This window comes from Rhizobium sp. P1_B8 (assembly GCF_056406515.1).
The window spans coordinates 111,379-126,343 of record NZ_JBFTZZ010000025.1; the positions used below are offsets into that span (position 1 = coordinate 111,379).

The following is a 14,965-nucleotide window of genomic DNA, read 5'->3' on the forward strand; positions in this document are numbered from 1 at the left end:
TCGCCGCATTTTGTGGCATTCCGCTGAATTGAGGCAAGCATGAATCACGCTCGTGGATTGACGACGTTCCACTGAAGCCGGATTCGCTTGGAACGGTGCGCTGCCTTGAATGGCGCGCGGAAAGCGCAGGAGTGCAGATGAAAAGACGCTATTTCGGTACGGACGGCATTCGTGGCCAATCCAACGTCTTCCCGATGACGCCGGATCTCGCCATGCGGGTCGGCATTGCCGCCGGCACGATCTTCCGCCGTGGCAACCATCGCCATCGCGTCGTTATCGGCAAGGATACGCGCCTTTCCGGCTATATGCTTGAGAACGCCATGGTCGCGGGCTTCACGGCTGCCGGCCTCGACGCCTTCATTCTGGGCCCGATCCCGACACCAGCTGTTGCCATGCTGACGCGCTCGCTGCGCGCCGATCTCGGCGTGATGATCTCGGCGTCGCACAATCCTTACGAGGATAACGGCATCAAGCTCTTCGGCCCTGACGGTTACAAGCTGTCCGACGACATCGAGGCCGAGATCGAGGATCTTCTCGAAAAGGATCTGAATGCGCAGCTTGCCAAATCCGATGATATCGGCCGCGCCAAGCGCGTCGACGGGGTGCATGACCGCTATATCGAACATGCCAAGCGCACGCTGCCGCGCGACGTGACGCTGCAGGGTCTGAGGATCGCGATCGATTGCGCCAATGGTGCTGCCTACAAGGTGGCACCCGCCGTGCTCTGGGAGCTCGGCGCCGAGGTCGTCACAATCGGCAACGAGCCGAACGGCACCAACATCAATCTCAATTGCGGCTCCACCAGCCCCGTCGCGCTGCAGAAGAAGGTCGACGAGGTGCGCGCCGATATCGGCATAGCGCTCGATGGCGATGCCGACCGCGTCATCATCGTCGATGAAAACGGCTCGATCGTCGACGGCGACCAGCTGATGGCCGTTATCGCCGAGAGCTGGGCCGAGAGCCAGCAACTGCGCGGCAACGGTATCGTCGCCACCGTCATGTCCAATCTCGGCCTCGAGCGCTTCCTCGACGAGCGCGGCATGGCGCTTGCCCGCACGCGGGTCGGTGACCGCTACGTGGTCGAGCATATGCGCCAGCACAATTACAATGTCGGCGGCGAGCAGTCCGGCCATATCGTGCTTTCGGATTACGGCACGACCGGCGACGGTCTCGTCGCGGCGCTGCAGATCCTGGCCGCGGTCAAGCGCACCGGCCGGACCGTCAGCGAGGTCTGCCGTCGCTTCGAGCCGGTACCGCAGCTCCTGCGCAATGTCCGCATCAGTGGCGGCAAGCCGCTGGAGGATATCCAGGTGCAGAAGGCGATCGCCGATGCCGAAGCCGAACTGGCCAGGAACGGCCGCCTCGTCATCCGCCCCTCGGGCACCGAGCCGCTGATCCGCGTCATGGCCGAGGGCGACGACCGCGCCCAGATCGAGCGCATCGTTAACGAGCTGATCGGCACGATCTCGAACGTCCGGACCGCCGCCTGATTTTTTAGGGACGAAATTTCAAAAGTCGGTACGTAGGTGCCGGCTTTTTCGCTGTTGGCGCCTTTGGTTCGAAGATCCGCTCCGGACGGACTTCCCGCCGAAACCTTTCCGCCCTTCCGAAGACAACATGTCAGTGACTTGCCAGCTTGCTTCCGGTAGGGAGCAAGCGTCGGCAACTGCACCATGTCGGGCGCGGTGAGCACTGAGGCGGCGTCCGCGGAGATCTGCCGATATCTTTGGCGACAGCGCTGTCAACCTCCACACGCGGATGCTACACGGCGGCGTTTGCATTCAAAGGAAATATCATGAAAAAATTGGTGCGCCTGCTGCTGACGATCGCTCTCGTATTCGTCGTCTTTATTGGTTTCCGGTGGTATCGCTACATCAGCAACACCGACAGCCCTTACGATGAAATCGGCATCACGCTCAACAATGCCATGCCAGGCCCGATCAATGCCTGGGGCTGTGCCCAGCTGAAAACGACCTTTGGCACCTCCTTGCCACCGTACGGCTGCGCCGCCGAAAACGCGACGCAATGGAAGTAACAGCAGGATTCGCCGAGTGGAGCAGCCGATCCATCTGACGGCGAAGGTAATCGACTTAACCATTTGACAGCAGCGGACTTCATGGCGTTGCAGCTGGCGGTCTTCGGCAAGTGCGGCGGCTGCCAGCCTTCGGCCGACCTTCACCATGTCGAGGAACTTGCTGCCAATCTTTCTCTTAACGTTTCTTCCTATTTATAGTTAAGCAGCTTTTAACGTTTCCCATTCATTATCCATACGAAGCGTACCAGATTGGCAGCGACTGAGCCTGCCGACGCAACGGATTTTGGAGTGGGATCCATGAAAAGAAGCTTGTCCGGCATCTTCGCCGCATTGTTGATCGCGACAAACGCCTATTCCGCGGACCTCGCCCCTGCCGAGCCTATCCCGGAGCAGCCGCCTGAGGTGACGGTCACCGAAGCGACCGGCTGGTACCTGCGCGGCGATGTCGGCTATGCCTTCACCGATCTGCGCGGCGCCCGCTATTTCCAGGGCAGCAACGCAACGGAAGTCGATTTCGACGACGCCGATCTGGATGATGCATGGACCATCGGCGGCGGTGTCGGTTATCAGATCAACAGCTATCTGCGCACCGATCTGACCTTCGACTATCTCACCCAGGCGGATTTCAAGGGCTCGACAGTCGGGCAGTGCGGCTTTCCTCTGGTGGACTGCACCTCGAGCGACCGCTCCTCGCTGACAGCCTATACGCTGCTCGCCAACGCCTATGTCGATCTCGGCACCTACGGCTACGTCACGCCTTATGTCGGCGCCGGTATCGGTGGTTCCTATGTGAAATGGAAGAACCTGCGCAACGTCGCCTGCGCCGATGACGGCAGCTTCTGCGACGACCAGGTCACCCACGGCGGCAAGGGCAACTGGCGCTTCACCTACGCCCTCATGGCCGGCGCTTCGATCGACGTGACCTGCAACATCAAGGCCGATGTCGGCTACCGTTACCTGCATATCGATGGCGGCAACATGTTCGGCTATGCCGAAAATGGCGGCCCGGGCCGCGACAAGGGTCTCAGCGCCCACGAAGCTCGCGTCGGCGCCCGTTATCTCTTCGGCGGCTGCGCCCAGGCGAGCTATGAACCACCGCCGGAAATCCCACTGCAGCAGCCTGTCTACAAGTAAATTTGATCGCCTGACACCAGAAGCCGCCCCCAACCGGGCGGCTTTTTGCATTGTGGCCGCCCTACCGCCCTGCGTCAAAATATGTTCCGCCCGCGACACTTCGATCTTGACTATGACGTGTCGGATCCATACACACGGCGGCGGGACACCCTTCCCCAACGAAGGGCTTTCTATCTGAGAGGATAGCATCATGGCGAAGACCGCAAAGCCGGACATCCGTCCGCACAATACCCATTTCTCTTCTGGCCCTTGCTCGAAGCGCCCCGGTTGGTCGCTCGAAGCCCTTTCCGACGCGGCCCTTGGCCGTTCGCACCGCGCGAAGGTCGGCAAGGCCAAGCTCAAGCAGGCCATCGACCTTACCCGTGAAATTCTTGAAGTGCCGGCGGATTACCGCATCGGCATCGTTCCGGCGTCCGACACCGGGGCCGTCGAAATGGCGCTCTGGTCGCTGCTCGGCGAACGTGGCGTCGACATGCTCGCCTGGGAAAGCTTCGGCGCCGGCTGGGTCACCGATGTCGTCAAGCAGCTGAAGCTCAAGGATGTGCGCAAGCTCGAAGCCGGTTACGGCGAGCTTCCCGATCTCTCCGCCGTCGATTTCGACCGCGACGTCGTCTTCACCTGGAACGGCACAACCTCGGGCGTGCGCGTTCCGAATGCCGATTTCATCCCGGCCGACCGCAAGGGCCTGACGATCTGCGACGCCACTTCGGCGGCTTTCGCACAGGAACTCGATTTCGCCAAGCTCGATGTCGTCACCTTCTCCTGGCAGAAGGTTCTGGGCGGCGAGGGTGCGCACGGCGTCATCATTCTTTCGCCGCGCGCCGTCGAGCGTCTGGTCACCTACACGCCGGCCTGGCCGCTGCCGAAAATCTTCCGCATGACCTCGGGCGGCAAGCTGACGGAAGGCATCTTCCAGGGCGAGACGATCAACACGCCGTCGATGCTCTGCGTCGAGGACTATATCGATGCGCTTGTCTGGGCCAAGCAACTCGGCGGCCTCAAGGGGCTGATCGCGCGTGCCGATGCCAATGCCAAGGTCATAAACGACTTCGTTGAGGCAAACGACTGGATCGCCAATCTCGCCGTCAAGGCGGAAACGGCCTCCAACACCTCCGTTTGCCTGAAGATCGTCGACAAGGACATCGCAGCCCTCGATGACGACGGCCAGGCGAATTTCGCCAAGGGTCTGGTCGGCCTCCTGGAAAAGGAAGGTGTCGCCTATGACGTCGGCCATTACCGCGACGCGCCGTCCGGCCTGCGCATCTGGGCCGGCGCCACGATCGAGGCATCCGACATGCAGAAGCTGATGCCCTGGCTTTCCTGGGCCTTCGAGACGCAGAAGGCGCAGCTTAATCAGGCTGCCGCCTGAGGTGATCGCATCCGGCTCCGCCATAGGGCGGAGCCCAGCATTCCTGATTCATTCATCGCTGAACACTTTTGAAGGAGGCCCTCATGGCACCTCGCGTTCTCGTATCCGACGAATTGTCGGAAACCGCCGTCCAGATCTTCCGCGACCGCGGCGTCGAAGTCGATTTCGAACCGCAGCTCGGCAAGGACAAAGACCGTCTGCTCGAAGTCATCGGCAAGTATGATGGCCTGGCCATCCGCTCTGCCACCAAGGTGACGGAAAAGATCATTGAGGGGGCGACGAACCTCAAGGTCGTCGGCCGTGCCGGCATCGGCGTCGACAATGTCGATATCCCGGCCGCCTCGCGCCGCGGGATCATCGTCATGAACACCCCCTTCGGCAACTCGATCACGACAGCCGAACACGCGATCGCGCTGATGTTCGCCGTCGCCCGCCAGCTTCCGGCAGCCGATACCTCGACGCAGGCCGGCAAGTGGGAGAAGTCGAAGTTCATGGGCGTCGAGATCACCGGCAAGACGCTCGGCGTCATCGGCGCCGGCAATATCGGCTCGATCGTCTGTGCCCGCGCTATCGGCCTGAAGATGCACGTCGTCGCTTACGATCCGTTCCTGTCCAAGGAGCGCGCCGAGGAGATGGGCGTCACCAAAGTCGAACTTGAAGAGCTTTTCGCCCGGGCCGATTTCATCACGCTGCATGTGCCGATGACCGACAAGACGCGCGGCATCCTCAACAAGGAAGCGCTGGCAAAGACCAAGCCCGGCGTGCGCATCATCAACTGCGCCCGCGGTGGCCTGGTCGATGAGGCAGCGCTTGCCGAAGCAATCAAGTCGGGCCATGTCGCGGGTGCCGCCTTCGACGTGTTCGAGGTCGAGCCCGCCAAGGAAAGCCCGCTCTTCGGCCTGCCGAACGTCGTCTGCACGCCGCATCTCGGCGCCTCGACGACCGAGGCGCAAGAGAACGTCGCTTTGCAGGTGGCCGAACAGATGGCGGATTACCTCGTCAATGGTGCGGTCTCCAACGCTATCAACATGCCGTCGATCACGGCCGAGGAAGCGCCGATCCTGAAGCCCTTCATCCGCCTTGCCGATGTTCTCGGCGCCTTCGTCGGCCAGGTCACCGAAGAGCCGATCAAGGAAATCGAAATCCTCTATGACGGCATCACTGCCAACATGAACACGCGGGCGCTGACGAGTGCTGTGCTCGCCGGCCTCATCCGTCCGCAGGTCGCCGACGTCAACATGGTTTCGGCGCCGATCATGATCAAGGAAAAGGGCATCGTGCTTTCCGAGGTCAAGCGCGACAAAACCGGCGTCTTCGACGGCTACATCAAGTTGACGGTCACGACCGAAAGCATGACGCGCTCGGTCGCCGGCACGGTGTTTTCGGACGGCAAGCCGCGCTTCATCCAGATCAAGGGTATCAACCTCGATGCCGATGTCGGCTCGCACATGATTTACATCACCAATACCGACGTTCCCGGCATGATCGGCTTCATCGGCACGACGCTTGGTGCTGCCGGCGTCAACATCGCCAACTTCCAGCTCGGCCGGGACAAGCAGGGCGGCGACGCCATCGCGCTGCTCTATGTCGACGGCAAGGTTGATGACGCCGTGCTTGCTGAGTTGACCGCCCACCAGGCGGTTCGCCAGGCAAAGCCGCTGACCTTCAATATCGACTGAGTTTTTCCTCCCGAGGAAATGAAAAACCCGGCGCTGGAAACGGCGCCGGGTTTTTTCGTGTCAGGAACCGATGAATCTTAAAGCGCGTCGCGCTTTAAATCTTTTTTTGATGCATGTCGTGGTCCCAAAACCGATGCACACTTTTGGGCGGCATGCATTAGTGGTGCCGGCGTTTGCGGCGGAGGATTTTGCCGAAACGGGCGACATCGTCTTCAGCCTTCGTGCGGTGAAGGAAGGCGAGCCTGCTGTCGTCGAGGCCCTGAAAGAATTCGTCCCAGGAAATCTCTTCCGGTTCCGAGGAAAAATCGACGCGGACGGTTTCGCTGTCCGGTGCGTTCTCGATTCGGGCGGGATGGCCTCCGCGCGCCTCGATCCAATGTCTGATTCTGCTGTAGTCCGTCGTCGTGCCGAACCTGCCCATGAAACCCTCCTCAGCAATTCGAATGCGACATCGATCACCCGCAACGCACGATCGACGGAATTGTTCCAGGACGCCAAAATTATTTTATCGAGAGCCGAGATCGTGACAGCAGGCCGCCGCTTTGCACATTCTGAAGGCGGAAGCCTAAAGTTTAACCCTAAGTATGATTCTGATTTTATTTAACTTTTCTCGGTATATCTCTGGCATCGGCATCAACCGCACGCGAATTTCCATGGCCCCCTTGCAGAAGACCGAGCAGACCGAAGCATTAAACGACGACTTCCGGTCATTGTTTGCAACGCATCCCTCGCCGATGTGGGTCTATGATCCGGCATCGCTGCGCTTTCTTATCGTCAACGAGGCGGCGGCAGCACTTTACGGCTACGGCGCGGACGAATACCGGCGCATGACGGTTCTGGATATCCGCCCTGAGCATGAGCGGGAACGGATGGTCGACGCCGTCAGCGGCCGTACCGACATGGAAAAGGCGGAGCGTTGGGTTCACCTCAAGGCGAGCGGCGAGACCTTCGAAGTGCTGACCTATGGCCGAGAAGTGCGTTTCGAGGGCCGAGCGGCAATCCTGGCGATCGTGCAGGACCGCACCGAGGTCAATGCCGCCAGACGCCAGATCAGCGATACGCGCTCGCTTCTCGACAGCATCGTCGACAACCTGCCAGTCGGCGTCTTCGTCAAGGACATGGAAGCGGACGGGCTTTACGTTCTCTTCAACGAGGCCTGCGGCGACATTGTGGGCATGAGGGCGGAGCACGTGGTCGGCCGAACCGACCGGGCGCTGTTTCCCCCCAGTCAGACAGACGCCTTCCGCGAGCAGGATCGCCGGGCCTTCGAAGCCAATACGGCGATCAGCTTCGAGGAGAGCATGCTGCGCGCCGATGGTGTGCCGCGCCTCCTGCGCACCGTCAAGCGCGCCCTGCCGACGCCGGAGGGCCAAGCGCCGCGTTATCTGCTCGGCATCTCGCAGGACGTGACGGAGGAGCGCTCCGTCGAGGCAAAGCTTGCCCATCTCGCCATGCATGATCCGCTCACCGGCCTGCCGAACCGGGCGGCATTTTCCAAGCATATCAACCGGCGGGCGGTCGAGGCGACCGCCGACAGCCCGATCGCATTGCTTTATATCGACGTCGATCACTTCAAGCATATCAACGACAGCAAGGGACATGCCGCTGGCGACGCGCTGCTTTGCCAAGTATCGGGGCGGCTGCTGCAGCTGTCGGAGGAGGGCGATCTCGTCGCCCGCCTCGGCGGCGACGAATTCGCCGTCGTACTGGAGCTCGACGAGCCGGAGCGGGCCGGGCGTTTTGCGCAACGGCTGCTCAAGGCGCTGAGCCGTGCCTTCGATCTCGACGGCGCCCGGGAGCATGTCACCTGCAGCATCGGCATCGCCTTGGCACCGGATCATGCCGGCGACGCGGACGTGCTGATGCGGCATGCGGATCTGGCGCTCTATGCCGCCAAGGAGAGCGGGCGGTCGACCTATCGCTTCTACGAGGCGGAGATGCGGCTTGCAGCCGAGCGCCGGCACGTGATGACCGCCGAACTGTGGGAGGCGCTGGAGAAGCGCCAGTTCGAACTGCACTACCAGCCGATCGTGCAGCTCGACAATGACGGCATCGGCGGCTTCGAGGCGCTGATCCGCTGGCGCCATCCCAAGCGCGGGCTGGTGGCGCCGATGGAATTCATTCCGCTCGCCGAGGAGACCGGCCTCATCGTGCCGATCGGCGACTGGGTGATCCGGGAAGCCTGCCGCGCGGCCGCCGGTTGGCCCGCGCATCTGAGGATCGCCGTTAATCTCTCCGTCAGCCAGTTTCGGCATGCGAGCCTGCTTTCGACCGTGGTCGCGGCGCTCGACGAGACGGGCCTCAATGCCGACCGGCTTGAAATCGAAATCACCGAGTCCGTATTCCTGACTGATGCCGACCAAAGCCTGCCGCGGCTGCGCGCATTGAAGGAGCTCGGTGTTCGCATCGCCATCGACGATTTCGGCACCGGTTATTCGTCGCTGAGCTATCTCAGGTCCTTCCCCTTCGACAAGATCAAGCTCGACCGCAGCTTCGTTTCGGGCATTGAGACGGATGCCGGCAATCTCGCCATCGTGCGCGCCGTCGTCGGCATCGGTTCCGGCTTCAACGCGACGACGCTGGCCGAAGGGATCGAGACAGAAGAGCAGTTGCAGAAGCTGCGCGCCGAAGGTTTCAGTGAGGTGCAGGGCTATCTGCTCGGCCGGCCGATGCCGCAGCACGAGGCAGAGGCGCTGATCCACGGCCGCGCTCTGAAGGCGGCTTCGTCACGCAGATAGAGTCGTTTAAGCGACAGCTGGGAGTGGGGTCCGAGGAAATGCGTGCCGCCGGATGCCATCAAGCATTCGTCATTTTGAGAAAGGTGGGCGAAGCCGCATAATTGTCGTGGGCTGGAAAGGAGGATGTTTATGAAACGCTTTTCATTCTCGATGATCGGACTGGCGCTCGTAACCGCCATCATCGCCAATCCGGGCATTGCATTCGCCTGCAACAAGCTGATCGGCACCTGAGCCGCACCCCCCGCTTCCAAGGCGCGGCTTTGGCTGCGCCTTCTCTTCACGCGGGAATGCGAAAAATCGGTGCCCGAAGGCTGCCCCTTGCGCCCAAGGACAATCCTTTCTATATCGGTGCCTCATCGAAAGACGGCGGCCGATCCCGCCGGAGATCAGCAATCCGCCGCAATTGCAGCGCAAGGGCGGATCGTGACCGCGCAGAATTGGCACCATCGTTGAACACACTGGATTTTGACAAGAAGCCGGAAGAGACCCGTGTCGTCGTCGCCATGTCGGGCGGCGTCGATTCATCCGTTGTCGCTGGCCTTCTCAAACAGCAGGGTTACGACGTTCTCGGCATTACGCTGCAGCTTTACGATCATGGCGCCGCTGTTCACCGCGCCGGCTCCTGCTGCGCCGGCCAGGATATCGACGATGCGCGCCGCGTTTGCGAAACACTCGGCATCCCGCATTACGTGCTCGATTATGAAAAGCGATTTCGCGAGACCGTGATCAACCCCTTCGCCGAAAGCTATGTGGCGGGCGAAACGCCGATCCCTTGCGTTTCCTGCAACCAGACCGTCAAATTCGCCGATCTTCTGGCGACCGCCAAGGAGCTCGGTGCCGATGCACTGGCGACCGGCCACTATATCCGCTCGGGACCGAACCCTTCGCCCGAAAATCCCGGCCGCCGCGCGCTTTTCCGCCCTGCCGATGCCGACCGCGACCAGAGCTATTTCCTCTTCGCCACGACGCAGGAACAGATCGATTATCTCCGCTTTCCCCTGGGCGGCCTGCCGAAGGCCGAGACCCGCAGGCTCGCCGAAGAGATGGGCCTCGTCGTTGCCAAGAAGGCCGACAGCCAGGACATCTGCTTCGTGCCGCAGGGCAAATATTCCGACGTCATCACCAAGCTGAAGCCGAATGCGGCGCTCGCCGGCGAGATCGTCCATCTCGACGGCCGCGTGCTCGGCACCCATGAGGGCATTCTGCACTTCACGATCGGCCAGCGCCGCGGCATCGGCATCGCCACCGGCGAGCCGCTCTACGTCGTCTTTCTCGACGCCCGCTCGCGCCGCGTCATCGTCGGACCGAAGGAGGCGCTGGAAACGCACCGCGTCTACCTGCGCGACGTCAACTGGCTGGGCGACGAGACGCTTGCGGAAGCCGCCTCCGGCAAGGGCTTTGCCTGCTACGCCAAGGTCCGCTCGACACGGGCGCCGGCACCCGCCGTGCTGCATGTCGATGCAACAGGCACCTATGTCGATCTGACGGTCGGCGAGGCGGGCATCGCGCCCGGCCAGGCCTGCGCGCTTTATTCCGCCCCCGGCGACAACGCCCGCGTCTTCGGCGGCGGTTTCATCGAACGTTCCGAGCGCGAACCTTCGGCGGAAGCCTGCCTGAAGGCCCTCTTGGCCAGCCCGGTCGCCGCCTGAAACCGATAGGTAACGACGGCCGGCAAAGCCCACCGTTTTTCTCGATCATGCGCTTGACACAAAGCCGAAGCGCACCTTATAAGCCGCTCATCCCACGAACCGGCATCGCTTCGCGAGCGGGTATCGTTGACCAGTGGCGGAGTAGCTCAGTAGGTCAGAGCAGAGGAATCATAATCCTTGTGTCGGGGGTTCAAATCCCTCCTCCGCTACCATCTCCTTATTGCAGAATTAGCGATTTTTTCGGCTCGATTTTGAGCCGGTTCCTAAGGCCGTGGTAGCACATTGATCGCAGCGTCAAACGTCGCGGCGAGGGGACAAAAGCAGTTCGACCTCCTGCAGCATTTCCGCCAGCGCCGAGGACAGGCCTATCTGTAGAGCGTCAAAAGCAATACAGGCATCTTCGTCGCCCAAAGGTGGGATGCGACAGCGATAATAATAGCCCATACGGCAAGCGAGAACATGACCGCCGCTAACCTCATCCCGACTGGTTGCATCATTTCCTCCATCCCAGCATAACCGTGCCTCCTCGCACGATCCCATGCTAGCAAGACGCAACCCGGTCAGCTATCGCAAGATATTGGTATCAGATAGCCACAGCAGAGAGCGCTTGGCGAAGATGCAAAGATTTCGGCGATACGACGCCCCTTTCCCCCTCCGTCAAACGATGAAATGAAAGTTGTCGTATCGCGCGCCATAATAATCCGGGCCGCTCGTCTCTGTGATGACGGGCTCCGTGTCGAGCACGAGATAGTCGATGTCGCCGTAGGCGCTGAGATCGATCACTTGCGGGTCATGAATGCTGTCGGCGGTGACGTTGACCGTGACCAAGAATACGGTATCGCCGTTCAGCTTACCTTCGATCGTCAGAACGTTGTCATAGTCCGATGTGCCGTTTGCGACACTGAATTGCTCGATCTGAAAGTGACCGCCATCGGCGGCTTGGATGGGTGTCCAGAACACGCCGCCTGACAGATAATGGTTGCCGTCGGCTTCCTTCTGTACCGTTGCGTCGTCACCATCGTGCCAAGCACCCCAATCAAAGCCCTTGTAGCCCGTCGGGAAGTCGTATTTGCCGACATCCTCGAAATTGACGAATACGTCGCCATGTTCCGGCAAGTCGACCGCGATGTTGAGCAAGCCGAAATCGGTGGCGCCTTTGCCATCCGAGATCTTGAAGTTGAACTGGTCGACGAGTTGGTCTCCCGGGCCGAGCGCTGATACCACCGGGTTGGAATGATCGAGTTCATACGTGTAGTTGCCGTTGGAATAGACGGTCAGCGTGCCGTATTTTCCCTCGACTGTGGTGGTCGTGGCGGGCCCGTTCGGATCGGCCGGTTGCGGAATGCGTTGTCCATTGACGAAGTTGAGACGCACCTGATCTCCGTCGGCATCCACCGAACTGGTATTGTCCAGGATGTTGCCGTCGATCGGGTTGTCGATGTTGAAAATAGGCTGGTATACATCACCTGCGACCGGCTTGTGGTTTGCCATTTCTACCTCCCGTGTGATTTTCTGCTCGACTATGCAACCCTATCGGGTATCTGGCAACCAAAATTGAGGGAGCGTCAGAGCAATTCCGCCCGTCAACGCCACACATTCCGGTCGATTACAGCTCAACCGCACAAGTAGAGGGAGCGGCATAAACGTCGATCCTGATTATGAACCAGGATTTACGTCTGATCTTACGTTGCTGCCGCTTCATCGATCATGGTGTTTCTCGCCTTTTCAGGCGATCCATCAATTCGGCCAGCGGAAAACTTTCAGGCAGGATAACAATGACAGGTCAATCATGACGTCGTCATGACGATATACTGCATGAATTGCTCGGCGCGCCAAGAGCAATCTTGAAGGCGAAAGGGGAGCAATTAGCAGAGCCCGAGCTTCTGCCGATCACCCCATCAATGCAGGCCGCCGACCCCGAGCAGGCTCTCGACAGCCTCGTGATCGCTGGTGAGGCTCTGCGGCGTTCCGGTCCAGGCCAGTCTGCCGCGTTCGAGAATGACGACCTGATCGGCGAAATCGAGCGCGCTCTGGATGCGCTGTTCGACCAGCACGATGGTCATGTCTCCTGTCTTGGCGAGGTCGGCGAAGGCAGCCATCAATTCCTCGCAGATAACGGGCGCAAGGCCCTCCAGCGGTTCGTCGAGCAACAGGACGGAAGGGCGGCCGAGAATGGTGCGGGCCGTGGAGAGCATCTGCTGCTCGCCGCCGGAGAGCTGGCTGCCGAGATTGCGGCGGCGCTCCTTCAGGCGCGGGAACATCGCATAGGCTTCCTCCAGCGCCGTCTTCGGTCGCGCCTTCAAGCCAACGAAAAGGTTTTCTTCGACTGTCAGCGTTGGGAAGATGCAGCGTGCCTGCGGCACATATCCGAGGCCCTTATGCGCGCGCGTGGCGCTCGGTGCTGCGCTGACATCCGAACCGCCGAGGCGGATGCTGCCCTCGTATCGCCTGGTCTGGCCGGCAAGCGTTGCGAGCAGCGTGGTCTTGCCCATGCCGTTGCGGCCGAGCACGGCAAGCCGGGCGCCTGCCGGCACGGAGAAGGAAATGCCTTCGAGCACTCTTGTTGGCCCATATCCGGCCGACAGATTTTCGACCTCAAGCGATATGGCTGGCATTGGCATAGCTCCCGAGATAGGCCTCGCGCACGCGCGCATCCTTGGTGACGTCTTGAGGCAGGCCGTCGAAGATGATCGCGCCTGATGCAAGCACGATGACGCGTTTGGCAAAACGGAAGACGAGGTCCATGTCGTGTTCGATCATCAGCACGGCGAGATCGGCAGGCAGATCGGCCAGCGCCTGCTCGATGCGGCCGGTATCGCTTTGCGGCACGCCGGCTGCCGGCTCGTCGAGCAGCAGCACCTTCGGCTTCAGCGCCAGCGCTACGGCGATCTCGAGAAGCCGCTGCTGGCCATAGGCGATCTCGCTGACCTTGCGATGCATCAGGAAAGCCAGTCCGAGCTTTCCAAGGAGATCGTCGACCTCTGCCATGACATCGGGCATACGCAGGAAATTGCCGAACATGCGCCCGGTCTTCCCGTCGCGTTGAAGGACGGCAAGTCCCACATGTTCGGCCGGCGTCATGTCCTGGAAGAGCCGCGTCACCTGAAAGGAGCGGACAAGGCCGCGTCTGACCCTGCCGATCGCGTTGACCTTCGTCACCACCTCGCCGCCGAGGCGAACCTCGCCGGAATCGGGAGAGAGATTACCGGTCACGAGGTTGACGAAGGTGGTCTTGCCGGCGCCGTTCGGGCCGATCAACGCGATGCGATCGCCTGGGGACATCGTGAGCGAGACATCATTGGTGACGGCAAGGCCGCCGAAGGCTTTCTTGAGATTGGCGACTTCGAAGACCGGGCTCATGAGCGTTGCTCCCTGCGGCGGCTAACGAAGGCTGCTGATGTGCCATAGAGACCTTTCGGCGCAATGAGCACGACGGCGATCAGCAGCGCGCCGACCATGGTCAGCCAATGGAAGGGATTGGCGGCGGAGACATAGTCCTCGAAGAGCATGAAGATGACAGTGCCGGAGAGCGCCCCGAAGAGAGAACCGGTTCCGCCGAGCACCAGCATAACAAGCGCTTCGGCCGACTGCGTGAAAGACAGGCTGTCGAGGCCGACGACCTGTGTCGAAATCGCATTCAAGGCGCCGCCGACACCGGCAACGGCGCCGGAGATCGCGTACATCCTGATCAGAGCGGCCTTCGGCGAAGCGCCCATGGCGCGGATGCGCAGCGGATCCTGCTTGATGGCGTGGCAGAGCATGCCGAAGGGCGAGCGGACCAGGAATCGTAGCAGCACAAAGACGATCAGCAGCAGCGCCATTCCGAAGAAGAAGGCGGTGTGACCGTAAAGATCGAATTCGAAGAGGCCGAAGACCGGGTCCGGCGCGATGCCGGAAAGTCCATCGCTGCCGCCTGTCCAAGACGAGGCCTTGTTGGCGAATTCATGGAAGAGGTTGATCAGGGCAATCGACAGCACCAGCTGCGGCAATCCATGTGCACGCAGGATGATGGCGCCGCAGAGCAGCCCGGCAAGCGCGCCGCCTGTGATGCCGGCCAGCATCATCAGCAGCGGGTCATTGATGCCGTAATGCGCCGACAGGATCCCGGCGGCATAGGCGCCGGAGCCGAAAAGTGCGGCATGGCCGAGCGTTGCGACGCCGCAATAACCGGTCACCAGATCGAGCGACAGGACGAGCAGCGCGATCGTGATCATCCGTGTCAAAAGGGCGAGATTGTCGGGGAAGGCAAAATAGCCGATCGCGGCAATGGCTATGATGACCGCTATTCCGGCGAGATCGCGGCTGATGAATCCGCGCCGATGCTGGAGACGTTGGTTTTCGTCGTTCATGACAAGCGCCAT

At 61.0% G+C, this 14,965-nt stretch carries 12 protein-coding genes and 1 tRNA gene; 8 read left to right on the forward strand and 5 right to left on the reverse strand.

Translation table 11 applies throughout. The annotated features are described in order from the left end of the window. Positions 1-137 precede the first annotated feature (137 nt). The 5 genes from glmM to serA all read left to right on the forward strand — a co-directional run bounded on the left by glmM (position 138) and on the right by serA (position 6,217). Positions 138-1,490 (forward strand): phosphoglucosamine mutase, encoded by a 1,353-nt coding sequence (gene glmM, locus AC1D2N_RS26130; protein ID WP_018068990.1) that lies wholly within the window; start codon positions 138-140, stop codon positions 1,488-1,490. A gap of 305 nt (positions 1,491-1,795) precedes the next feature. Continuing rightward, a complete protein-coding gene (locus tag AC1D2N_RS26135; RefSeq protein ID WP_130758955.1) occupies positions 1,796-2,035 on the forward strand; it encodes a hypothetical protein in 240 nt (79 codons plus the stop codon). A gap of 297 nt (positions 2,036-2,332) precedes the next feature. Beyond that, positions 2,333-3,169 (forward strand): outer membrane protein, encoded by an 837-nt coding sequence (locus AC1D2N_RS26140; RefSeq protein ID WP_032980655.1) that lies wholly within the window; start codon positions 2,333-2,335, stop codon positions 3,167-3,169. Between the two features lie 190 nt (positions 3,170-3,359). Then, positions 3,360-4,538: a phosphoserine transaminase gene (locus tag AC1D2N_RS26145; protein ID WP_130758954.1), complete on the forward strand. Its 1,179-nt coding sequence runs from the start codon at positions 3,360-3,362 to the stop codon at positions 4,536-4,538. A gap of 83 nt (positions 4,539-4,621) precedes the next feature. After that, on the forward strand, positions 4,622-6,217 hold the full coding sequence (serA, locus tag AC1D2N_RS26150) for a phosphoglycerate dehydrogenase (protein ID WP_003542699.1): 1,596 nt from the start codon (positions 4,622-4,624) through the stop codon (positions 6,215-6,217). Positions 6,218-6,374: 157 nt separating this feature from the next. On the opposite strand, the gene AC1D2N_RS26155 is transcribed toward serA, so the two are convergent. Next, a complete protein-coding gene (locus AC1D2N_RS26155; protein WP_130758953.1) occupies positions 6,375-6,638 on the reverse strand; it encodes a hypothetical protein in 264 nt (87 codons plus the stop codon). Between the two features lie 163 nt (positions 6,639-6,801). Here AC1D2N_RS26155 and AC1D2N_RS26160 point away from each other — a divergent pair, with 163 nt between their 5' ends. The 3 genes from AC1D2N_RS26160 to AC1D2N_RS26170 all read left to right on the forward strand — a co-directional run bounded on the left by AC1D2N_RS26160 (position 6,802) and on the right by AC1D2N_RS26170 (position 10,816). Continuing rightward, on the forward strand, positions 6,802-8,955 hold the full coding sequence (locus AC1D2N_RS26160) for a putative bifunctional diguanylate cyclase/phosphodiesterase (RefSeq protein ID WP_130758952.1): 2,154 nt from the start codon (positions 6,802-6,804) through the stop codon (positions 8,953-8,955). Between the two features lie 449 nt (positions 8,956-9,404). Beyond that, complete coding sequence (gene mnmA / locus AC1D2N_RS26165) at positions 9,405-10,604, forward strand: tRNA 2-thiouridine(34) synthase MnmA (protein WP_047622668.1); 1,200 nt, start codon at positions 9,405-9,407, stop codon at positions 10,602-10,604. A 135-nt stretch (positions 10,605-10,739) separates the two neighbouring features. After that, positions 10,740-10,816, forward strand: a tRNA-Met gene (locus tag AC1D2N_RS26170). A 445-nt stretch (positions 10,817-11,261) separates the two neighbouring features. Here AC1D2N_RS26170 and AC1D2N_RS26175 read toward each other — a convergent pair. From AC1D2N_RS26175 to AC1D2N_RS26190, 4 genes are all read right to left on the reverse strand, one after another. Further along, positions 11,262-12,095 (reverse strand): VCBS domain-containing protein, encoded by an 834-nt coding sequence (locus tag AC1D2N_RS26175; protein WP_018243426.1) that lies wholly within the window; start codon positions 12,093-12,095, stop codon positions 11,262-11,264. 407 nt (positions 12,096-12,502) lie between these two features. Continuing rightward, a complete protein-coding gene (locus tag AC1D2N_RS26180; protein ID WP_018243425.1) occupies positions 12,503-13,219 on the reverse strand; it encodes an ABC transporter ATP-binding protein in 717 nt (238 codons plus the stop codon). Next, complete coding sequence (locus AC1D2N_RS26185) at positions 13,200-13,964, reverse strand: ABC transporter ATP-binding protein (RefSeq protein ID WP_018445894.1); 765 nt, start codon at positions 13,962-13,964, stop codon at positions 13,200-13,202. The genes AC1D2N_RS26180 and AC1D2N_RS26185 overlap by 20 nt, the downstream gene beginning before the upstream one ends. After that, positions 13,961-14,965 (reverse strand): branched-chain amino acid ABC transporter permease, encoded by a 1,005-nt coding sequence (locus AC1D2N_RS26190; protein ID WP_130758937.1) that lies wholly within the window; start codon positions 14,963-14,965, stop codon positions 13,961-13,963. The genes AC1D2N_RS26185 and AC1D2N_RS26190 overlap by 4 nt, the downstream gene beginning before the upstream one ends.